This is a genomic window from Corynebacterium ammoniagenes DSM 20306, from assembly GCF_001941425.1.
GTDB lineage: Bacteria > Actinomycetota > Actinomycetes > Mycobacteriales > Mycobacteriaceae > Corynebacterium > Corynebacterium ammoniagenes.
The window spans coordinates 148,265-169,430 of record NZ_CP009244.1 but is presented as its reverse complement, the minus strand read 5'-3'; the positions used below and the strand labels follow the sequence as shown (position 1 = coordinate 169,430).

Genomic DNA, 21,166 nt, shown 5'->3' with positions numbered 1-21,166 from the left:
TGTGCCTTAAGCAAATGGTGCTGAAGCTTTATCCAAGCGTGCCACATGGGCATCGGAAAGCTTAAGCTCTTTCACCGCCATCAGATCCGTCAGCTGCTCCGGGTTAGAGACAGAGGCGATAGGTGCGGTAACTCCGTGCGCAATCAGCCAAGCCAGCGCAACAGTAGTGGGAGCAGCGTCGAGTTCCTTGGCCACGGCGCGCAATTCATCGACGACCTCGAAGGCTTCCTTGGTGACATAGCCTTCCAGCTGGCCGGTGCGTTGCTTGCCGGCGATTTCTTCTTCGCTGGCGTACTTGCCGGTCAACAGGCCGGCAGCCAAGGAGAAGTAAGGAAAGACTGCGACGCCATGCTTGTCGATGATCGGCTGGACATTTTCCTCATACTCCTTTCGTGCCAAAAGGTTGTAGTGCGGCTGCAGAGCAACTGGTCGAGCTGGGGTTCCGGCAGATTTTTCGAAGAATTCCCGCAGGCGTGCCGGCGTGTAGTTCGACAGCGCGAGGTGCTTAATTTTTCTTTCGGCGATGAGGTCGTTGGCGATGGCGATTTGGTTATCGATGCTGACGTTTTCATCGTCATAGTGATAGTAGAAAATATCGATTTGATCGATGCCGAGCCGCTCCAAGGAGCCTTCGACTGCCTTGTAGGTTGCCTCGCGGGAGCGTCCTTCGACGCCCTGCAGCTCGCCCGATTTCGTAGCAACGATGAGCTTGTCCCGGCCGCGTTCTTTGAGCCATGCCCCGATTTCGCGCTCGGATTCGCCGCCCTCGTTACCCTCGGCCCATATCGAATAAGAATCCGCTGTATCGACAAAATTGCCGCCGGCGGCAACAAAAGCATCGAGAATCTCAAAGGTTGCGTCACGGTCGGCGGTCCACCCGAAGGGGTTGCCACCCAAATTCAGAGGGAATACATCAAACTTGGTGCCTTTAATAACAGCCATGCTGTGCTCCTTTCATCGAGCTTTGAGTTATCTATCCCGAGCCTAAGCGTGCCGGCATGAAATTTCAGGATAAGATTCCCAGCCACCCTCGTTACTTACGCGCTCGCGCGGGACCGATAAACCACCACACCAGTGGGATGGAAACTAGAGCAACAGCCCAGTACATCAGCCAGAAAGCGCCGGCAAGACCGACTATGACAATCCCAATCCCCAACAAAATGAAGGCCAGAAGGCACGCTATCCACGACTTCTTCCACAGTCGAAGCTGCTCTTGGTAGTGATCATCGATAGCTTTGCGCGTGTTAGTGCCTGCATCAGAACTATTGCCGAAACGCTGCTGGAATTTCTTGTCCAAAGAAGAGATGACATCGTGGCCAAAGAAGAGATGACATCGTGGCCAAAGACCAGGGAGAAGCCGACGTAATATGCGGAGAGCCCGTGAAAAAATGTGGGACTTTCACCGCTCGCTAAATCACTGTAAGTCAGTGCTATCAGTACAAGGTCGACAATCGGTGTCAGGATGAGCAGACCCAACCCGAATTTCTTCCACCCCAGGCCGTAGCGGGAAAATAATCCTCCCAGCAAAAATACCCAGAAGAGGATTTCTGCGATGATGATTGCGATACCAATCATGAGGTCTGGTTTCCTCTCGCCGTCCAAGCCGTGGCAGTTCGCAGCAAGAATAACACTGCACCACAGGGTGTGGACACCGAAATCATGTAGTTTTTAGGCAATGGAACTTCAAGGAATTTTGCGAAAGCTCAACAGTCCAAACAGCTTTGTCCATGGCGTTGCCTCTACTGCAGCAATCACCGGATTGGCGCTGGTAGATCCACGCAAGCTCACCACGGGAAGTCGGTTAGCCTATCGCGGTGCGGTAGCCGGGTTAAACGCGTGGATCATGCATGCAAGCCTTCGTCCAATCGACGAGGACTTTGACCTCATCGGCCCGGTTGGACGCGCTGCGATTACCACTGGTTCTGCCGGCACAGCCTTCGGATTCACCGAAGTGGGTGAAGCACTCGATGCCCGCTTACACGACAAAATCAAACGTGCAGGAGCGCGCCGCCCACGCTTGTGGCTCGCTGCCGGTGAAGGTGCTGTCGCTGCGACTGCCTGGTGGCTTGGTCGCCGCATCGACAATGCTGCCGATGCGAACGTCGAGGAATTCGGCAAGTTCGGCGAGTTTGGCACGGAAGCCCCTGTGCGGACCATGCCCGTTCGCACGCTGCATGAGGTCCCGGATGATCTGTGGGCAATCATGACGGCGATGTTGGAAGCCACCGATGAATTCGGTTCACCCCAGCTGCGCGAACAGCTTGCTGCATCTAGCGTTTATCACTGGAATGGCGCCGAGCCGGACTTTAACGCTGGTCAATTCCACGTGCCGAATCACATCCCCCGACTTGTGCCCGGCAACTACCGGTTCCCGGTCATTGGCCAATTCACCGCTTTTGGGGATCTCACCTTTACTATCCAGTTCTTTGTTGATGATGGATACCTCGGCAGCGTGCACATTGAAAGCACCGATGATTGGACCGACGAGCAGCAGCTACGCTGGGATAGCATCTGTGAGGATATCCCCGAGCGCGACCTCATTCCCTCTCCCGATCATGTTGAGCTGCTCATTGAAACCAACACCGGGTACCAACCGGTGTAGCGAGGAAGCAATCGTCGAGGCTATGCAAAGTGGTGCTCTGCAATGTCTCGGCCGATGTTTTCCAAAATAGGAAGCGGATTGCGAATGCACTCGTGCACATCGCTTTCATATTCGGCCAGGCTATAGATGGCTTCGAATAAGCTGCTTGCCGATGCACCCTCTAGTTGGTTTTGCCCACAGACAGCGACGACGGGGATACCTCGGCTGCGAGCCCGCTCAGCGATTCCCGCTGGAGCCTTCCCGCTGAGGGTCTGCGCATCAATTCTGCCTTCACCGGTGATCACTAGATCTGCTTGTTCAAGCAGCTTTTCACCTCCGGTTTCATCCAGGATCAAGTCCACACCTGAACACATCGTGGCTGATAGCAACGCCGCAGCCATGAAACCAAGCCCGCCGGCAGCACCGGCACCTGGTCTCTGAGCTATTCCGGGAAGTCCGGTTGTCTCTTCAACAACCTGCGCGAAGTGACCAATAGCTTGATGAATTTCTTGGACGTCGGCACTATTTAATCCTTTTTGCGGACCATATACAGCCGCTGCCCCGGTAGATCCTGTTAAGGGATTGCGAACATCAGAGGCAATGACAAACTCCACCGAAGCTAGTCGAGGATCGATACGAACCAGCGACGCCCTAGCAACGGATCCCATATCGCGGACATGGGATACCGGGGAGCTCTTAGCATCAAAAAATTCCACACCGAGTGCTTGAGCCAGGCCAAAGCCGGCATCCGTGGTCGCACTTCCGCCCAGGCCGATAATGATCCGGGATGCACCCTGATCCACAGCATCAATAATCAGATCCCCTACTCCGCAGGAACTGGCCTGGCGGGCGGCGTCTGAGGCAGGCGTTTGGCCGTCAGGCGAGGCTTGATCCAAACCGCAGACCCGAGCGATTTCAATAACCGCGGTGGAATCCTTCATGCCATATTCCGTGGCTATGACGCGGCCATCAGAGCCGCGTGCGTGAGTCGGTATCCTGCGGTATCCCAAGGAATCAAACGCTTCAAGGGTGCCATCGCCGCCATCGGCAAGCGGGCTAACGGCGACATCGTGCCCGGCCCGCGTCAGCCCTGTAGCCAATGCTTCGGAAACCTCAGCGGAGGTAGCGGAACCCTTGAACTTATCGCAGCAGATTAAGACGGTAGACATTAGGACAAATTGTCGATGATGGCCGAGGTTATATCGCTGGTCGATGCGTTGCCGCCGACTTCACGACTGCGAATACCGGCGGCACAGGTCTTTTCAATCGCGGTGCGGACCCGTTTCGCCTCGACGTCAAGACCGAAGTGATCCAGCATCAACGCAGCGGAGCCAATCTGGCCGATGGGATTGGCGATTCCTTGACCGGCGATATCGGGAGCGGAGCCATGTACTGGCTCAAACATCGAGGGGAATCGGCGCTCGGGATTCAAGTTCGCACTTGCGGCCAGCCCCAGTGAGCCGGCCATGGCGGAGCCCAAGTCTGACAAGATGTCAGCATGCAGGTTGGAAGCAACCACCACGTCTAAGTCTTCTGGGTTGAGGACGAACTTGGCGGCCATGGCGTCTACCAGAACAGACTCGGTCTCCACGTCTGGATACTCCTGGGCGACGCGGTCGAATACGTCATCCCACAGGACCATGCCATACTGTTGCGCATTCGATTTGGTTACTTTAGAGACCTTTTTGCGTGGTCGGGTGCGCGCTAGCTCAAAGGAGTAGCGAAAGATGCGTTCACAACCAACCTCTGTAAATACAGCTGCTTGGGTTGCTACTTCACCTAAACCAGCGCGGCCAGAGAAGTTCCTGCCACCGAAACCGGAGTACTCGCCTTCGGAGTTTTCACGCACCACGATCCAGTCCAGGTTGCGGTCATGCGCATCAACGATGGGTGATGCCACATTGGGCAAGAAGTTCACCGGGCGGATATTTGCCCACTGGTCAAAGCCCTGGCAAATAGCGATGCGCAAACCCCACAGGCTGACGTGGTCCGGCACCGTTGGCCAGCCCACGGCACCAAAGAAGATGGCATCGAGGTCTTTGAGCTGGTCGAGGCCATCTTCAGGCATCATGCGGCCAGTACGCGCATAGTAGTCGCTGCCCCAGTCGAAGTCTTTCCAATCGAAAGAAAATGCCCCGGCGGAGTTTTTGGCCAAAGCACCAAGCACGTTACGTCCTGCTTCGACCACTTCGTGGCCCACTCCATCGGCTGGAATCGAGGCAATTTCAAAAGTTTGCGAAGTCATGTGAGTTTCCCTTGTCCTTTAAGTGGATGTGACACATTCCATTTAAAGTTGGCTGACAAAGGAAGTCCAAGACCTATTTTCATATCCCCCGATAGGTTTGCCCTATGCCTCAGGATTTAGAATTCAGAATTCCATGCACGTCCATGAATCAAGGCCATCAAAGCTTGCGCCCCAGGACTCAACTCTCCGCGACGGCTGACAACGAAAATGTCTAAGTGAACCTCGGGAAGTATTCGGCGCACCACGCACCCGCTGCTTTCGGCAATTTCTCGCCAGGCTTCGGGCATTACGGTGTGCCCCACGTTTGCGCACACCAAGGGCAACAGCGAGGTGCGGTGGGCAACTTCGGCAACGACACTGGTGGCAGGGTCATGCACGAGTGCGCTGTCAATCAATTGCCGCATTAGGGAGCCGCGCTGGGAAATTACAAAGCGCAGGCCATCGAGAGCTTGCCTGTCGATGGTATCCGCCGACGCTTCAGTTCCGGGTGGAGAAATCAACACCAAGGGCTGGGCTTCTAGCTGAACCACATCTAAATCAGCAGTTTGCGGTTGCCCCGAAGAGCCAAGGAGTCCGATTTCGGCAGTGCCCGTGCGAACGGCTTCCACGGTCTCAGCCGCGGTAAAAGCAGCGTCAACATTAAGCATCATTCCGGGATACCGTGAGTGAAATGCTTTGATTAATCCGGTCAGAGGCTCAACGCCTGGACTAGGCATTGCCACTATGTCGACCGTGCCGGAATCAAGTTCTTTCACGGAGGAGACAGCTCGCTGGGCGGCATCGAGATCGCGCAGTATTTGGCGCGCTGGCATGACTAAACGCTCCCCCGCGCTGGTTAGTTCTGCCTTGCGGCCGGTGCGGTGAAAAAGCTCCACGCCAAGGCGCTTTTCTAAAGTGCGAATTGATTGCGATAACGACGGCTGAGCCACGTGCAAGGCTTCTGCTGCCCGGCCAAATCCCCCATAGTCAATAATTCCGAGAAAATAAGTTAGCTGTCGGATATCCATGCGTCCTCCTGACATAGGAATTATCTATGAGTGGTAGTGAGTATTTGTCTTGGACGTAACTCACATCACATCTCATGCTGATAGTAGCAACTATCAGGAGGGAGGCATGAAAATGCCCAACGATATCACCACCGCTACCAGCCCGGGTACGCGGACGATTCGAACCAATGTGAAAGAAGTTTTACTCAGCGGAGGAACCTACCGCAGCTTAGAGCAGCAACAGCTTTCTCCGGTGGAAGAAAAGTTTGAAACTATTCGGCGCATCTCCGGTTTCATCCTTGCCCCACTGGGTTTCTTGTTCATGATGTTTGTCCCCAGCGGGATGGAGCCCACTCAACAAAAAGTAGCTGCCGTCTTAGTAGCCGTGATTTTGCTGTGGCTGTGTGAATCGCTACCGATTCCGATTACGGCGTTATTGGGCGTAGGACTCATGGTGCTCATCGGCACTGCGCCTGCATCGGATGTCTTGGCACCATTTGGCTCAACGACGATCTTCACGTTCATTGGTGCGTTCATTTTGGCCCAGGCCATGCTGAAACATGGTGTTGCCCAGCGCTTAGCGTACTTTGTGCTGGGGCTTCCGGGTATCGGAAATTCCACGGTGCGGATCATTTTGGCTTTTGGCGGAATCACCTGCGTGCTGTCGGCATTCGTGTCTAATACCGCCACGGTGGCGATGCTTTTGCCCACGGCGTTAGGCATTCTCACCGTGATTGCGAAACTCATGCAGGACAAAGGCATTGTGAAAGAGGATTTTGATCCACTGCGCTTGCGCGTGGGCGCCGCATTGATGTTGATGTTGGCGTATGGCGCATCCATCGGCGGCCTGCTCACTCCCGTGGGAGCACCACCGAACCTCATTGGGCGTGGCCTTATTGAAGAAGCGACCGGTGTGCGCATTTCCTTTGGACAATGGGTCATGACTGCCCTGCCCATCTGCCTGTGCATGCTGCTGGCTTTGGCCGTCATCCTCTTTTTAGTCAACAAGCCTGAAACCCGCCGCATCGAAGGCGTTGCGGAGTACGTTGCTGAGCATAAAAAGCAACAGGGAAAAATGTCGCGGGCGGAGATCAACACAATCATCGCTTTTTCCATCACCGTATTTTTGTGGATCTTCCCAGCCATCCTAGGCATGTTCGTGGGCACCGATTCCGCAATTTATGAGGCTGTCGATGAACGCCTGAACGAAGGCATCGTCGCAGTCCTCGGCGCGGTACTGCTGTTCATTCTTCCAGTTGAGCCGAGGAAGTTGCAGTACACGCTTGATTGGTCTGACGCGGCAAAAATTGACTGGGGAACCATCATCCTCTTCGGCTGCGGCATGATCTTTGGCGCGATGCTCGGTGACTCTGGCCTGGCAGAATCCATTGGTTCTGGCTTAAACAACATGCTCGGCGTCTCCAGCGCGTTGGTAATTACTGCAATGGCGGTATTGCTGGCCATTCTCATTTCTGAGACCACCAGTAATACTGCGGCCGCAGCCGTTACCGTGCCTATCGTGGTTCCGCTGGCCATGGCGGCGGGAGTCGACCCGGTCATCCCGGCCATGGCCGCAACATTCGGTGCATCCTTTGGCTTCATGCTGCCTATTTCCACCCCGCAAAATGCGATTGTCTACGGCTCAGGTTGTGTGTCCATCGCACGCATGATTCGTACCGGAATCAGCTTCGACATCATCGGTGGCGCGCTCATCATCTTCTTCCTGCCAACCGTTGCCACGCTGGTAGGAATTGGCTAGCAGTCCTAGATAGTTCTAGGTCAGGCAGGTAGCGCTTTCTACAAACGCTAAAGTAAGCGGCATGAGTGAGCACGTGCAGGCAGGTATCGCGAAGGAAGCAGATGCTGGGATCAAGTCGGTGTTATCCAGTGCGCTAGAGCGGCTCTCCCCCGGATATTTCGCACTGGTGATGGCCACCGGCATTGTTTCCGTCGGCCTGTACCTAGTGGGATTTATGCGCCTATCCACGGTACTGCTCTGGATCACAGCGGCAGCGTACGTGGTGTTGTGGGGGTTGTATATTTGGCGGGCGGTGAGGCATCGACAAGCAATGCGTCGTGACCTCCGTGGTCCGGAGATGGCCTTTGCGTACTTTACCGTTGTCGCGGGCACTGGGGTTTTAGCCGTGAGGCTCTTGCACTCTGGGTATGCGGGCCTGGCTATTCCGCTGGTCCTTTTCGCGGCCGTGCTGTGGTTTATTTTCGGATACGTGCTGCCCTGGCAGGTATTTATGACCCGCGATGGCAAACCTATCTTGTCGCGCACCAATGGCTCGTGGTTCATCTGGGCTGTTGCCAGCCAGTCCGTTGCCCTCGGGTTGGCAAATGCGCAGCCTTTCCTGCCTGGCGATGGCAGGTGGGTCGGGATTTTAACCGTGCTGTCCTGGTCGGTGGGCGTGGCACTGTATGCCGGCATTGCCATCTTGGTACTGCTGCGCGTTATCCACTACGGCATCACCGCACGCGAATTTGAACCACCGTATTGGGTGGCCATGGGCGCGCTGGCTATTGCGGTGGTGGCGGGAACCAATATCGTCAATATGGAATCCACACCCATGGTGGAGGCGACTCGAACGCTGATTGAAGGCACCATCGTTGTGTTCTGGAGCTTTTGTCTGTGGCTGATTCCCATGCTGGTGGGTGCCGGCGTGTGGCGGCATTTCATTCGCAAGATCCCGCTGGCTTATACCCCGACATTGTGGTCGATGGTCTTTCCCATCGGTATGTTCTCTGTCGCATCGGTTACCTTGGGTCGGGTTGATAGTCTTCCTACCGTCGAAGCCCTCGGTGAGGTGGCGGTATGGATCGCGGTTGCGGTGTGGGCGATCGTGTTTATCGCGATGCTTCGCCACTTCGTGCTGCTCTTTATTCGCACCGGCCGCGAACACGCCTGGAGGCGGGATCTGCAGCAGGTAGATACCCACTAGAATCCACCAACTGAGAAATTTAAACGAAGGGCCCGCCAGCTGCGCACTGGCGGGCCCTTCTCCCCATGACTAATCTCCGACACAATGCAGGGTGTGGAGCGCATCTCCTACATCGTGCCGCCCGTGATTAGGCAAGCCTTACTTTACATCACGCAGAGGTAGCGTCAACCCTTTTTCTCAATCTTTTTATGGATAGTGAAGAATTCTTTTTATCCATGCAGGTGAGCCGACGAAAAGGAAATTTGAATATATTCCCACCAAGCATAGATCGTTGCGAGTTTGAGAAGATCGTTAGAATGAAACTCGAGCATCATGAATGGGAGGCTGCCTTTTGCCCGCTCAAGATTCATTAGCCGAACTTCGCGCTGTTATCTCTGACCACTTAAAAAACTTCCTCACGCCCCAAGACGACAACAAAGACTCTGAGGATGACTCCAAGGGGCTGCCGGGAGCCTTAGCTCCGATTGAAAATGCGATATCGGAGCTGCGGGAGTGGCGCAATAGCCCACGCCGGGTCGGTATTACGCAGACGGCGCCGGCGGTGTCGCTGCGTAATGAAGTGGCATCAGAAATTGCGGCGCGCTTGCACTCTAATCCTTCGCAGGCAGCGAGTTTTGATACCACCGGCGAGGATGAAGAAACAGAAGATACGAATACGCGCGTGGGCGTGGCCACCACCAATGACGGTATGGAACAGGCCGGTTCCGGTAGCACGGTGAAGTCCTTGCCTTTGGGCGCGCGTTTAAAACCTCGCGGCATTTTTGAAGATGACTGGACTGCGACGGTAACGGATAAGCGCCCGTGGCCGGTGATTCTGTTGCACGGCACCTGTGATTCCAAAGGCATCTGGCAGCTTTTTGCCGCGGATCTGCGCGAAGACGGCTGGGCGGTATTCGCCCCGGATTATGGCACGCGCGCCACGGGGCTGATTCCGGAATCGGCGGCTCAAGTCGGTGCTTATATCCAGGCTGTCATGCATGCCACGGACACGGAGCAGGTCATTATTGCGGGTCATTCTCAGGGTGGGTTGGTCGCACGGTATTGGATGAGGGTCTTGGGTGGTGCGAAATACGTCAAGCATTTGATGTGCATCGGCACGCCGAATCATGGCACCACCCAGGGCGGTATTCTCTCCCCGCTGGTGACTAATCGCCGGGCAGATAATGTCATGTCTTCTATTATTGATGCCTACTTTGGCGCCGCCGGCCCGCAGCAAATTGTGGGCAGCGATATCCTCGATGAGGTCAATCGCGATGGGGACTTGGATGAGGGCGTGACTTATACCAATATCGTCACCCGGTCCGATGCCGTCGTGGTGCCACCGGAATCGTGTTTCCTTGCGCCCCACAAGGTCAAAGATGGCACCGTGCGCAATATCTACGTCCAAGACTTTGACCGCCGCGCGGTGGTTCTCCACCACGATTTACCGGTGGATAAGCGCGTGCGCGTTATTGCGCGCACCATCTTGCGCCAAATTGGCCCGCTCACGGGTACTGTCCGCCGCGACGACTAAGGCACATCAGGACAGATCGAGCTCATCCAAAAGCGCATCAAAAGCCGTGCCCACTTGGGTTCGCCATAAGATATCAGCACGCGTATCCGCGCGTCCCGGACCGCCATTGATAATCGCCACGGGCTTGTCTTGTTTGCGGGCTTCGAGCACAAAGCGCATGCCACTCATCACCGCTAGGGAGGAGCCGGCAACGAGGAGGGACGAGGCGGCATCGAGAAGCGAATAGGCGTCCGCCTTGCGCTTGTGCGGCACGGATTCCCCGAAGTAGACCACATCAGGTTTTAACAGCTTCGAGCCACAGCGCGTGCAGCCTGCCATGTGAAAGCGTTCGACCGCAGAATCATCCAAGGTCACATCACCGTCAGGGTTGACCATATCGGCACTGACCAGCAAAGATTCCACATAGCCTGGGTTGAGATCATTTAAACGGACATCAAACTCGTTGCGGTCTTCAATATTGCCGCACTCCAAGCACATCACGGTTTCCATATCCCCGTGCAGGGCAACCAGGGTGTGCGTGCCGGCGAGTTTGTGCAGGCCATCAACGTTTTGTGTAATCACGCCATTGATCAACCCGGCGCGCTCTAATTCCACCAAGGCATGGTGGGTGCGGTTGGGTTGCGCCTGGTTCATCACGCGCCAGCCAACGAAACTTCGCGCCCAATAACGATGCGAGGCGACCGGATCGTAGCGAAATTCCTGATAGGTCATGGGCCGGTGCCGAGACAGTGAGCCCTGCGGACCGCGGTAGTCAGGAATGCCGGAATCGGTGGAGACCCCGGCGCCAGTGAGCACCACGGCGGGGCCGCGACGCAGTTGCTTTGCGATGCCAGCCAGCGCCAGCTCCCGCGCGGTCGGCACAGCGGTATCTTCGACCACTCGGGCGATGGAGCGCAGCGCGGAGCGGTGAGCAAGTTCTACCTCTGCGTCATGAAAAGCCATGGTTTTCAGCATAATGCTTAAGCCCGTGTGGCTAATTATCTAAAAGTACCGAGTCCAGCTCGCCGTGGCGCGAACAGCGTGCCAACCAGCCATCGGGGCGAACTTGAACCACCATGCGCCGGCCACAGACCTGGCAATAGCGCGGCACATCCAGCCCGGCTGCGGCGGCCGCGTGTACGTGAACCTCGGGGGCATCGCTAAGCTTTTGCCCGGTATTAGGATGAAAAATCGGTGCGTCTTCAGCGGCTACCGCCGCTGCCAATTCACCCAGTTGGGGCGGCCAGCACGACGGCATTACAACGCCTTAATCGGCAGGTCGATACGTCCTAACATGTCAATGTCTTTTTCAATCTGCTGGCCCAAGGTGGTCAGGTAATTACCCGCAATGATCGCGTTAATGCCAGACAACAGGCCCTTTTCCGTTCCGTCATCACCCAAGGAGAGCTCGCGACCGCCGGCAAAGCGCAAGGTGGTCGACGGCATCGCCAAGCGAAATGCGACCACCGCACGCAATGCCTCCCCCATCGGCACCAGCGGACGCTGCGCAAAAGGCGTGCCCGGGCGGGGATCGAGGAAGTTCATCGGCACCTCACAGGGGGAAATCTCCGCCAACTGGACTGCAAATTCCGCGCGCTGTTCCACGGATTCGCCCATGCCAATAATTCCACCGGAGCACACTTCCATGCCCACGGAACGCACCAGATCCAAGGTTTCCTTGCGTTCTTCCCACGTGTGGGTGGTTACCACCTGCGGGAAAAAGCTGCGTGCGGTTTCCAGATTGTGGTTATAGCGCTTAACCCCCATCTCCCGCAGCTGCTGTGCCTGATCCGGGGTCAACGTGCCCAAAGAACAGGAGATATCAATATCGACCTCGCGCTCAATGGCCTGGATTGCCACCGCAACCTGATCCAACAACCCTTGGTCCGGCGACTTTACCGCCGCCACGATGCAAAATTCCGTCGCCCCTGATTTCTGCGTCTTCTTCGCTGCTTCCACCAGCTCCGCAATATCCAACCGTGCCGCGCGCACTGGCGACTGGAACAACCCTGACTGCGAACAGAAATGACAATCCTCCGGGCAGCCACCTGTTTTGATGGAGATGATCCCTTCCACCTCCACTGCCGGCCCGCACCACTTCAACCGTGTCTGGTGCGCGATATCTGCCAGCTGCTCTAACTGGGTGTCATCACAGGTTAAGACCTGGGTGAGCTCATCTTTGTTCAATCCGTGGCCGAGGCCAAGCGCCTTGTCGCGTGCGACGTCAATAATAGTCATGACACAGCAGCATAAACCATAAATTAAACACTGTTCAAACAATCCACTTAAACAGCGTTTAATTCCCTCATTGTAGGGTAATTTTCTTCTTCACGACACCGTCGTCTCGTTCTCGCTACCTGCATGAATCTCCACCCCACAAGGCCTTTCGCCAGTACGATGGCAGGTTATGAGCCTTTATGATGACACTTTGGAATTGCTGCAAGAACTAATCCGCAATGCGTGCGTCAATGATCTAACGCCGGATTCGGGCGAGGAATACCGCAATGCGGCAACCCTAGAGAAGTTTTTTGAGGGCACTGACGTCAAGGTGCAGAAATTTGAGCCACACCCGGGCAGGGTCTCGGTGTCATTTACCGTGGAGGGCTCCGATCCGAACGCTGAGCCGTTAACGCTTTTAGGCCATATCGATGTCGTCCCGGTGGATGAGCCCAAATGGACCAAACCGCCTTTTGAGGCGCTGATTGAAGATGGCAAGTTATATGGCCGCGGTGCCATCGATATGTTGTTTATTACCGCCAGCCAGGCAGCGGTAACCCGGGAGGTAGCACGCAAGGCAGCACAAGGTCAGCCCCCGAAAGGCACGCTGACCTTCGTGGGTTTGGCTGATGAGGAAGCCCGCGGTGGACTCGGCGCGAAGTGGATTTCCGAAAACCAGCCAGAAGCATTTTCCTGGCGCAACTGCCTCTCAGAAACCGGTGGTTCGCACCTGCCTGTCAGCGATGGCAGTGATGCGATTGGTTTTAACGTTGGCGAGAAAGGTGCCGGTCAGCGCCGCATTCACGTGCACGGCGATGCCGGTCATGGCTCCACGCCTTTTGGCAAAGACTTCGCCGTGGTCAAAATAGCCGAGGTGGCACGCCGCATCGCCGCCGCGCAGCCACCGGCGGTATCAAATGAGACGTGGAAGGGTTTCGTCAAGGCATTCAAGTTTGATGCCGCCACGGAGCAGTCGCTTATCGATGGCTCCGGCACCGACGCCGACTATGACAACTTCGGCGCGCTGTCTGCCTATGCCCATGCATTTTCACACACCACCATCGCGCAAACGGTTCTGCGCGCGGGCGGTGCGATCAACGTCTTGCCTTCGCATGCGTGGCTGGAAATGGATATTCGCCCCTTCCCGGGTCAAACCCAAGAAGATTTGGATGACTTCCTCCGCACGGCCCTGGGTGATTTAGCCGATGAGGTAGAAATTGAGCACCTGATTACCGAACCGGCCACGCACTCGCCTGCCGATGGCCCACTGTGGGATGCGATTGTTGCCACCACCAAGGAATTCTTCCCCGAGGCCGCGGTAGTGCCTGTGCATGCAACCGGTGGTTCGGACTTACGCTTTGCGCGCCGATTGGAAGGTGCCAATGGAGGACGTGCTTATGGCTTTGCGATGCACGCACGTGAGCGCGACATGGCCAGCGCCAATTCGCAGCTACACAGCCATGATGAACACCTGTATCTAGAAGACTTGGAGCTTACGGTGCAGGCTTATCATTCGTTGGTGCATAAGTTTATGGGTCTTTCCTAAGACGGGGGCTGAGCAGATTTTTCGCTCTCCCGGTATTACAACTGGCTGTGGTGTGACATAATGCGCTTATGCCGAAACTGATTTCCGCGAAGACCGGGCTGATTGCAGCCGCTGCCACCCTTACTGCCACCCTTGCCAGCCCAGCTATCGCTTCTGCCGACATTGTTGACGATATGCTGGCAAAAATGCCTTCGGGCCAAATCTCTTGCTCCCAGGCCAAGTCCCAGTACACCAACCCTTCTGATTACGCCTCCAAGAAGCGCCAAGCGCTAGCAGCTGCTAATTTCCACCCACGCGGTGGCGAAATCCGCGGCGCAATTGCGCGCATGGATGAAGCCATCAACCGCTGCGGCCTCGGCAACAACTCCGGCGGCAACGGCGGTAATGGTGGCAACGGCGGTAATACCAATAACTCCGGCAATAACGCCCCTGGTAACCACTCCAACCCTGCCCCGTCGGGCAACCAGGTCATTCCGGTTCTCGTGCAGCCAGGCATGCCAACCGTGGATGTACCAGTTCCTAACGTTGCTACCTTCCGTATCCCGGATGCAGCAAAGATGGCACAGGATGCCTTCCAGGATATGACCGCGAATATCCCTGGCTCTTCGTTCTAAAACCGCTACTGAAGCTGGAAATAAATATGGCGGTGTAACGCACACCCCGGATTAAATGGCTGTCCACATTGTGGGCAGCCATTTGTGCTTCCCGCATATTCTTCAAAGTTCATCTCATGGCGACACTGACCGCACATCACGGCATTGGATTCCAGGTCCATCGCCCCAAAGCCATGGTCAGTGGCTTCTTGGTGGCACTGATAGCAGGCCCAATATGTATCGCACTCAGCGCATTTATTGGCAATGACATCTACGTCTGAGTGATAGTGCACGCAGCGACCCGCGTCATCTGTGGTGTGACCGTAAATTGTGGGCATGCACCCAGCTTAGGCTCTTATTTACTCAAAGTTCTAGCTCGGCAGCGTAGTGGAGAAGATCCGCAAACTGATGTGGTTTTGTCAGCCGGTACACCGGCGGCATCGTCGGATCTGCTTCCATGTCGCGTCCCTCCGCCCGGCGCGAGCGCCACGTCTGCCACCACCACGCGAAGATCGATTCTGTGCTCAGGACTGCCCGCCGCAACGATTCCCGATTGCCATTACAGCAGGTCTGACCCAACAGTGAACGCTGCACCGTGCGCCGGAGAAGTTGGCCAAAAGTGACCACCGGTGAGTAATCCAGGTAAATAATCACATCGGTCTGAGGATAAACAATATCGGTGACCTTGGAACCACACGCAGCCATAACCCACGTCCCAGATTCCATCTGACTCCGCACGCGTTGACGCTGCTGGGCAGGAGAATACAGAGTCCACGGTGCAACCTTGGCGGGTACCCACAACACGTCATTGTCATAGTCAATGACATGCAAATTTTTCAGCTGCGCCCACCTGCGCGCGGCCGTAGATTTCCCAGCACCAGTAACACCCTGGATCACAATCCGGCGCGCGTGATAAACGTCCATGGTTGAAGCACGTGACATTGGAAAAACACTACCGCCAGAAATTACTCGGTGCTAGAGTTATGTACGTATTTGCTGTCAAAGAACAGGATGAAGACGTGAAGACTGCACGCCGCACCGCATAACCACTGCTAAAGCGCGCGCATTAGAGCTTGCCTTTTAGCAGGAATGTACATTTCTACTGCACTTAAGGCGTTGGCTGCATGTCTATTTCTCAAACTTCTTCGTTTTCACACGTCACTTTCAACAAAGTATCTTTTACCTGGCCGAATGGGAAGAAATGTCTGCACGATATTTCTGGAACATTCTCAGCTCACCTCACCGGTCTCATTGGGGATAATGGTTCGGGCAAATCCACTTTGCTCAATCTCATCTTGGGTAAGCATTTACCTTCCGCTGGCCATATTGAAGCCCCGAGCAGGGTTGGCTACCTGCCACAGGATTTGGGACTGAAGACAGATGCGACCATCGCGGATGTTTTTGGTGTCAGTGAGATCCTCTCCGCCATTGAATCCATTGAAGCTGGTCACTACAGCGAAGAGCTCCTCGCTGTCATTGGCAATGACTGGGATGTGGAGGAAAGAACCCAGCCATTTATTGGAGCACTTGATATCCGCCGCACCATTGGCACCTTGTCTGGTGGTGAAGCCGTATCCGTGGCTTTGGGAGCGGTATTTGCACAGCGCCCGGACTTGGTACTACTCGATGAGCCCACGAATAACCTAGACTCCGAGGCCAAAGACCAGCTCATCTCCATGCTGCGGACCTCGTCCATTCCGGCGATTGTGGTCAGCCACGACCGTGACTTATTAGCGCACATGGATGAAATCGCGGAGCTTTTTAATGGCCGGCTTCGCCAATTCAGCGGCAATTATGAGGACTATCGCGCGGCCATTGCCCAGGAACAAGAAGCAGCCCAGCAAAAGGTCCGGGATGCGAAATCCACCGTGAAGAAAGAAAAGCAAGAGCGCGCTGCACTGCAAACAAATATTGCTCGGGGTGCGAAGCAAGGCAAAAAGAATGCGATCAACCGGAAAAAGTCTCGCATTGCCTTGGGCAACGATAAAGTCCGTGCGCAAATGACGGCAGCTAAGCAAACAAGAATCCATGAACAAAATCTTGCGAAAGCTGAAGAAAGCCTTGATTCGGCCCAGCGTAGCGTGCGCAAAGAGGCGCAGGTGTATATCGCGGTTCCGCCCACGCACTTGGCGGCGGGAACAAAAGTTCTCCACCTGCAATTGCCTGCCAATGCGGAAAGTCGCTCGGAATTTATCATGGTGGGACCAGAGCACCTGCGTATCGCCGGTAAGAATGGTTCTGGGAAAACCACGCTGATTAATCACATACTTGGCGCTGATGAAGATGACGGGGTGGATTACGTCATTGATTCCGTTGGGTATTTGCGGCAGCGTATTGAATTTGATCCGCAGCTAACGGTCATGGACACTGTTGCGGCACGTCTGCCGGCACTTAGCCAGCAAGAACTGCGTGACCAACTAGCTCAGCTGCTCTTTCACAAAGACACGGTTAACCAACAGATGGGCCAGCTCTCCGGCGGGGAACGCTTCCGAGTCGAGTTTGCCTGCAATGCACTGGCGGCGCCGCAACTTTTGATTCTGGATGAGCCCACCAACAACTTGGACATCTCCACCACGCAATGGCTTATCGATGCCCTAGCCACCTACAACGGAGCGCTGATTGTCATTAGCCACGATGATGATTTCTGCAATCAGATCGGCATCGATCACACAATCACGCTGACTGATGCCGTCAATGATGATCCACAAGGAGGAATTTAAGTACACTCGCGAGCAGAAAAACATGCCACCTATCGCGGCAGCCATCAGTTGATGAAAGGGCTTGACCATGACGATTAAAGCAACCACTTATGTAGGTTTTCGGGGCAATGCCCGGGAAGCTCTCCACTTTTACCGCGAGGTCTTTGGCGGCGAGTTTCAGATTATGGATTGGCCCGATAATGAAGAAAAGCTCGTCATGCATGGTCACCTCACCACGGCAGCTGGTTGGGATCTCATGTGCGCGGATAATCCCGAGATGGGTGCGGAAGACTCGGCAGCACAACGCATGAATATCGTGGTCTGGGGCGACGACGTGGAAACCATGAAGTCTCAATTCGAGGCCCTCTCCGCCGGCGGCGAGGTACAGATGCCCTTGGTTGAGCAGCAATGGGGCGATATGTTCGGCGGCCTGAAAGATAAGTTCGGCGTGGATTGGGGTTTTAACGTCAGCACTTCCCCCATCGAGTAATCTCGCCTGCTTGGCAAGTCATCTGTGCCGAAGCAGCGTATACCCCAGTGGATTGGGATGAGCTGGATTCCCTGCCGAGACCGTGTGGCAAGACCCCGCATTCGGGCAGTCCTCAGGCATAGCAGCGGATAAGCTTGTCGCTCCTGCGCTGAGCGCAATCGAAAAAGACGTGCTTTTGGAGCAAGGTTTTACTGATTCTCGAGGGATACAATCTTCGTACCACGTATTCCAGCATGGCATTGATACCTCGCAACCGGTGGGACTGCTTGTTCACTTACATGGCGATGGCGGGGATGAATATGATGTCCCAGAAGGATTCGCCACCTGCGCCGCAGCTGTGGCGGCTCAGCACAATTTAATTACGGTTATACCGCGCACTCCCGATACTAAATCTGGAACGTGGTGGAAAAACACCAAGGCAAACCAACGATGGGTCAATGACCTTAGCGCGCAGCTCGTGCAAGATTTCCAGGTGGATGACAGTCGACTGTGGTGGTCAGGCTATTCCGGCGGTGCCGAATTTATTAGCTACTCATTGCTTCACAAAAGCCCCGAATTGGTCACCGGAGGCGCCATCATGATGGCCGGTGGAGGTGGTCCGACGTGGGAAAATAAGAGCTTTAATCATGAGTACCTCACCACCACCCCGCTGTATTGGGTCGTCGGCGAATTCGACGACGGTTCTACGTCGCAAGATGGCTTCGATGCGCTGCGTGCAGCCCACCAAGGAGCCACGTGGTACCGCAACGAAGGCTTTGACGATGTCAATCTCACCGTCATCCCCGACCACGATCATTACAGTCTGCCCACCATTGACGTGCTGCAGGATTTTTTACACCAGGTTCAGGCCTAGTGATTAGGCATCAAGATAACCAGAGCGGATCACGGAAACCGCCAATTGCAGCCGAGAATTGACTCCAAATTCGCCAATGAGGTTGGAGACCTGCTTTTTCACCGTTGATTCGGACAGGTTTAAGGCCTCAGAAATCTCAGCATTCGATTTTCCATCGCACAGGTGCTTCAAGACCTTCTTCTCCGTCTTGGTTATTCTGCTTTCTGTAAGCACGGAGTCCCGAGAGTCGCGCTGCGCCGGTAGCTTGTCGCCGGGAAGGTGGCCAACGAGGCGTTTCAAAGCATGCGGTGACACCGTGGTTCCGCCGGCCACGGCGTCGCGTATCGCAGCGATAATTGTCTGCGGACGGGAGCTTTTTACGATGTAGCCCGCTCCCCCACCTGCTAGAACCTCCAGCATGGTTTCATCGGTATCGAGCGCGGTAATAGCGACGAAAAACGGTGGGTTATCCAGCGCACGGATCTCATGCAGCAACGTCACTCCATCCATTTCTGGCATGTGAATATCTGCCAGCACGATGTCCACATCGACGTGGCGCAGCTGCTCTAAGGCATCTACTCCATTGCGTGCTTCTGCCAACACCCGAATATCGCGGGTGGAGGAAAAATAGGTTCTTAAAGAGGACAGAACCGTCGGATCATCGTCAACGACCATCACCCAGATGGTGGAGGAGCTTTTTGTACTCATTCTTTAACTCTATTTGCACCACACGAGGTGTGGGCGATCCTTGCAGGAGAATGCTTGTTTAAAGCTGGCAAATAGTGAGGTGACCAGCGTTTCTTCCTCTGGTGTTTCGCTGCTCGTACTTACCGCTGAAGCTTGCGTCGGCATGGCTGAGACCGTTGCTACACCTGGCTGTACCAGCAAGAACGCAGCAAGCAGTGCCGCGATACTTCTGCCTTTAATGTTATTCATGCGAAGATCGCTTTCCTCGTGTGAGATATGAGTTTTTCTACAGCTCCTTATTTTTCCCTATCAGCCCTACTCATCCCCACTTTTACCGGAAATCAGGAACGAACGTCACCACCTGATTGGGGTTACTCGCCGCACTCTCGCGGAATGTCCAGCTCCGTTGTCCATTGCTCTAAGCTGCTGACGATGGCGAGGCTGCCTCCCATGCTTTCCATCACTTGCGACAGCGCGGGTATCCCCATTCCGGATGTCAGCAAGGTCCTGTGCTGCCCGGTGCTGGGGACATTAGAAATCTTCAACATGACCGAAGCACTCGTATCCGCGAAGTTGATGACTACCGTGGACGCGGGTTCGGCGTATTTCACAATATTGGTCGACAATTCCCGCAGCACTTCTTGCAGAACCACCAAATCATCGGCTGTCAGCCGCAGATCCGAGATATTGCCGGAGATCTTCACCGTAAAACCGTGCTCTTTTAACGCTCCTGCCATCAGCTGCACTTGCGCTACCACCGACGGTGCCGGTTCGTGTGGACGTGGACTGTCGTCGGTACTGAGGGTGTGTAGTAATTCGCGGACTTCTTTCATCGACAAGCGAGCCTGCTCCGCTAAGTCCACCATCTCTTGCCTGGTTTCATCATCCAAGCTTTTCTGCATGCTCATGGCCTCCAAGCGCATAATCAATGAGGTCAGCGAGGAGGCAACGGAATCATGCAAAATTCGTCCCAGGGTTTCCCGACGCGTTTTCACATCAGTATCCCACTGCTTTTTCAACTGCTTTTGCTGCCAACCGGAACGATACAAGGAATACCCAATGGCAACGGGAAGGCACAGAATTAAACCGGAAAGCGCGAAGGCCAGCCAATCGACGGGAAGGTAGCGTCCATAAAATACATCAACCGAGCCGACGTACCACAGAAATAGTGTTCCTACGACAGCGGCGACAATATAGCCGCGGTAAGCCACCACCGTGCCGATAATCGGCGTCATGAGTATTAATGCTGGGACCCCAATTTCCGGCTGCGCCATCATATAACCGTATAAAACTAAACATCCCAGCCAGGCCAAACGCGGAAACCAGGCCACGAGGAACATTAAGAAAATGGTCAGGGCGGTGGCCACCACAATCCACGGCCGCATGAACGCCTCAGGCGTGACGTAGAAATTGATGGCGAACGCAATGACACCAAAGATTCCAATCCACAGCGATATGGGTGGAACCAGCTTCGGCATTTTCTCGCGTAAATCCATCACCGAATAAGTATGCATCATCCGCGTGCGGCGAACGTACTACCGCCTGAACAACACAAAACCGGAGGCCATCCACCCTTTCGAGTGCGTAACCTCCGGTTGTGCAGTTCTATCTGCGTTTGTGCCCGGAGTGGGACTTGAACCCACACGTCCTATAAGGACACTGGCACCTGAAGCCAGCGCGTCTGCCAATTCCGCCACCCGGGCTGGGTGATGGACATGAAACCTTACGGCTCATATCGACTAAACAACGATAGCATGAGAAATCACATTTATACCAAAACGGCAGTTCACTAAATAAAAACTACCGTGACTTTTCCTGGCAAAACTAGTGGTTTGCCGCGCACTCACTACTCG

General features: G+C 55.0%; 22 protein-coding genes and 1 tRNA gene. 9 read left to right on the top strand and 14 right to left on the bottom strand.

Going from position 1 to position 21,166, the window contains the following annotated elements; genetic code table 11:
* Positions 1 to 6 precede the first annotated feature (6 nt).
* Both CAMM_RS00865 and CAMM_RS00860 read right to left on the bottom strand, forming a co-directional pair.
* On the bottom strand, positions 7 to 942 hold the full coding sequence (locus CAMM_RS00865; protein ID WP_003846581.1) for an aldo/keto reductase: 936 nt from the start codon (positions 940 to 942) through the stop codon (positions 7 to 9).
* 237 nt (positions 943 to 1,179) lie between these two features.
* Positions 1,180 to 1,575: a hypothetical protein gene (locus CAMM_RS00860; protein ID WP_050759847.1), complete on the bottom strand. Its 396-nt coding sequence runs from the start codon at positions 1,573 to 1,575 to the stop codon at positions 1,180 to 1,182.
* Positions 1,576 to 1,675: 100 nt separating this feature from the next.
* Between CAMM_RS00860 and CAMM_RS00855 the strand changes: the two genes are divergently transcribed.
* Positions 1,676 to 2,602: a hypothetical protein gene (locus CAMM_RS00855; RefSeq protein WP_003846588.1), complete on the top strand. Its 927-nt coding sequence runs from the start codon at positions 1,676 to 1,678 to the stop codon at positions 2,600 to 2,602.
* A gap of 20 nt (positions 2,603 to 2,622) precedes the next feature.
* On the opposite strand, the gene CAMM_RS00850 is transcribed toward CAMM_RS00855, so the two are convergent.
* From CAMM_RS00850 to CAMM_RS00840, 3 genes are all read right to left on the bottom strand, one after another.
* Positions 2,623 to 3,750, bottom strand: a complete 1,128-nt coding sequence (locus tag CAMM_RS00850) for a glycerate kinase family protein (RefSeq protein ID WP_003846589.1) — start codon at positions 3,748 to 3,750, stop codon at positions 2,623 to 2,625.
* Entirely contained in the window at positions 3,750 to 4,826 is a 1,077-nt protein-coding gene (locus tag CAMM_RS00845) for a tartrate dehydrogenase (protein WP_003846591.1), read from the bottom strand. The genes CAMM_RS00850 and CAMM_RS00845 overlap by 1 nt, the downstream gene beginning before the upstream one ends.
* 116 nt (positions 4,827 to 4,942) lie before the next feature.
* Complete coding sequence (locus tag CAMM_RS00840) at positions 4,943 to 5,833, bottom strand: LysR family transcriptional regulator (RefSeq protein ID WP_003846593.1); 891 nt, start codon at positions 5,831 to 5,833, stop codon at positions 4,943 to 4,945.
* Positions 5,834 to 5,939: 106 nt separating this feature from the next.
* Here CAMM_RS00840 and CAMM_RS00835 point away from each other — a divergent pair, with 106 nt between their 5' ends.
* The 3 genes from CAMM_RS00835 (at position 5,940) to CAMM_RS00825 (ending at position 10,270) form a co-directional block, all read left to right on the top strand.
* Positions 5,940 to 7,571, top strand: coding sequence for an SLC13 family permease (locus CAMM_RS00835; RefSeq protein ID WP_003846594.1), 1,632 nt, complete (start codon positions 5,940 to 5,942; stop codon positions 7,569 to 7,571).
* Positions 7,572 to 7,632: 61 nt separating this feature from the next.
* On the top strand, positions 7,633 to 8,757 hold the full coding sequence (locus CAMM_RS00830) for a tellurite resistance/C4-dicarboxylate transporter family protein (RefSeq protein ID WP_003846596.1): 1,125 nt from the start codon (positions 7,633 to 7,635) through the stop codon (positions 8,755 to 8,757).
* Positions 8,758 to 9,088: 331 nt separating this feature from the next.
* Positions 9,089 to 10,270, top strand: coding sequence for an esterase/lipase family protein (locus CAMM_RS00825; RefSeq protein WP_171974884.1), 1,182 nt, complete (start codon positions 9,089 to 9,091; stop codon positions 10,268 to 10,270).
* 6 nt (positions 10,271 to 10,276) lie between these two features.
* On the opposite strand, the gene CAMM_RS00820 is transcribed toward CAMM_RS00825, so the two are convergent.
* From CAMM_RS00820 to bioB, 3 genes are read right to left on the bottom strand one after another with little or no spacing between them, the layout of a single operon-like run.
* Complete coding sequence (locus tag CAMM_RS00820) at positions 10,277 to 11,212, bottom strand: Sir2 family NAD-dependent protein deacetylase (protein WP_040355065.1); 936 nt, start codon at positions 11,210 to 11,212, stop codon at positions 10,277 to 10,279.
* 31 nt (positions 11,213 to 11,243) lie between these two features.
* Positions 11,244 to 11,507 carry a biotin synthase auxiliary protein BsaP gene (bsaP, locus tag CAMM_RS00815; protein WP_075761506.1) on the bottom strand — a complete coding sequence of 88 codons (264 nt, stop codon included), beginning with the start codon at positions 11,505 to 11,507 and terminating at the stop codon, positions 11,244 to 11,246.
* Entirely contained in the window at positions 11,507 to 12,487 is a 981-nt protein-coding gene (gene bioB / locus CAMM_RS00810) for a biotin synthase BioB (protein WP_003846603.1), read from the bottom strand. The genes bsaP and bioB overlap by 1 nt, the downstream gene beginning before the upstream one ends.
* A gap of 169 nt (positions 12,488 to 12,656) precedes the next feature.
* Here bioB and CAMM_RS00805 point away from each other — a divergent pair, with 169 nt between their 5' ends.
* Entirely contained in the window at positions 12,657 to 14,012 is a 1,356-nt protein-coding gene (locus CAMM_RS00805) for a M20/M25/M40 family metallo-hydrolase (protein ID WP_003846604.1), read from the top strand.
* A gap of 68 nt (positions 14,013 to 14,080) precedes the next feature.
* Positions 14,081 to 14,626, top strand: a complete 546-nt coding sequence (locus tag CAMM_RS00800) for a hypothetical protein (RefSeq protein WP_003846605.1) — start codon at positions 14,081 to 14,083, stop codon at positions 14,624 to 14,626.
* A 5-nt stretch (positions 14,627 to 14,631) separates the two neighbouring features.
* On the opposite strand, the gene CAMM_RS00795 is transcribed toward CAMM_RS00800, so the two are convergent.
* Together CAMM_RS00795 and CAMM_RS00790 are read right to left on the bottom strand one after the other, a co-directional pair.
* Positions 14,632 to 14,943 (bottom strand): CHY zinc finger protein, encoded by a 312-nt coding sequence (locus CAMM_RS00795; RefSeq protein WP_003846606.1) that lies wholly within the window; start codon positions 14,941 to 14,943, stop codon positions 14,632 to 14,634.
* 25 nt (positions 14,944 to 14,968) lie between these two features.
* Entirely contained in the window at positions 14,969 to 15,547 is a 579-nt protein-coding gene (locus CAMM_RS00790; RefSeq protein WP_040355030.1) for a P-loop NTPase family protein, read from the bottom strand.
* A gap of 182 nt (positions 15,548 to 15,729) precedes the next feature.
* Here CAMM_RS00790 and CAMM_RS00785 point away from each other — a divergent pair, with 182 nt between their 5' ends.
* The 3 genes from CAMM_RS00785 to CAMM_RS00775 all read left to right on the top strand — a co-directional run bounded on the left by CAMM_RS00785 (position 15,730) and on the right by CAMM_RS00775 (position 18,647).
* Positions 15,730 to 17,325 (top strand): ATP-binding cassette domain-containing protein, encoded by a 1,596-nt coding sequence (locus CAMM_RS00785; protein ID WP_040355032.1) that lies wholly within the window; start codon positions 15,730 to 15,732, stop codon positions 17,323 to 17,325.
* A gap of 67 nt (positions 17,326 to 17,392) precedes the next feature.
* Entirely contained in the window at positions 17,393 to 17,794 is a 402-nt protein-coding gene (locus CAMM_RS00780; RefSeq protein ID WP_003846609.1) for a VOC family protein, read from the top strand.
* Between the two features lie 82 nt (positions 17,795 to 17,876).
* A complete protein-coding gene (locus CAMM_RS00775; RefSeq protein ID WP_003846610.1) occupies positions 17,877 to 18,647 on the top strand; it encodes a hypothetical protein in 771 nt (256 codons plus the stop codon).
* Between the two features lie 3 nt (positions 18,648 to 18,650).
* On the opposite strand, the gene CAMM_RS00770 is transcribed toward CAMM_RS00775, so the two are convergent.
* The 4 genes from CAMM_RS00770 to CAMM_RS00755 form a co-directional block, all read right to left on the bottom strand.
* Entirely contained in the window at positions 18,651 to 19,334 is a 684-nt protein-coding gene (locus CAMM_RS00770; RefSeq protein ID WP_003846611.1) for a response regulator, read from the bottom strand.
* A 9-nt stretch (positions 19,335 to 19,343) separates the two neighbouring features.
* Positions 19,344 to 19,562 carry a hypothetical protein gene (locus CAMM_RS00765; protein WP_003846612.1) on the bottom strand — a complete coding sequence of 73 codons (219 nt, stop codon included), beginning with the start codon at positions 19,560 to 19,562 and terminating at the stop codon, positions 19,344 to 19,346.
* Between the two features lie 122 nt (positions 19,563 to 19,684).
* A complete protein-coding gene (locus tag CAMM_RS00760; RefSeq protein WP_232051074.1) occupies positions 19,685 to 20,809 on the bottom strand; it encodes a histidine kinase in 1,125 nt (374 codons plus the stop codon).
* Positions 20,810 to 20,931: 122 nt separating this feature from the next.
* Positions 20,932 to 21,016, bottom strand: a tRNA-Leu gene (locus tag CAMM_RS00755).
* Between the last annotated feature and the right edge of the window lie 150 nt (positions 21,017 to 21,166).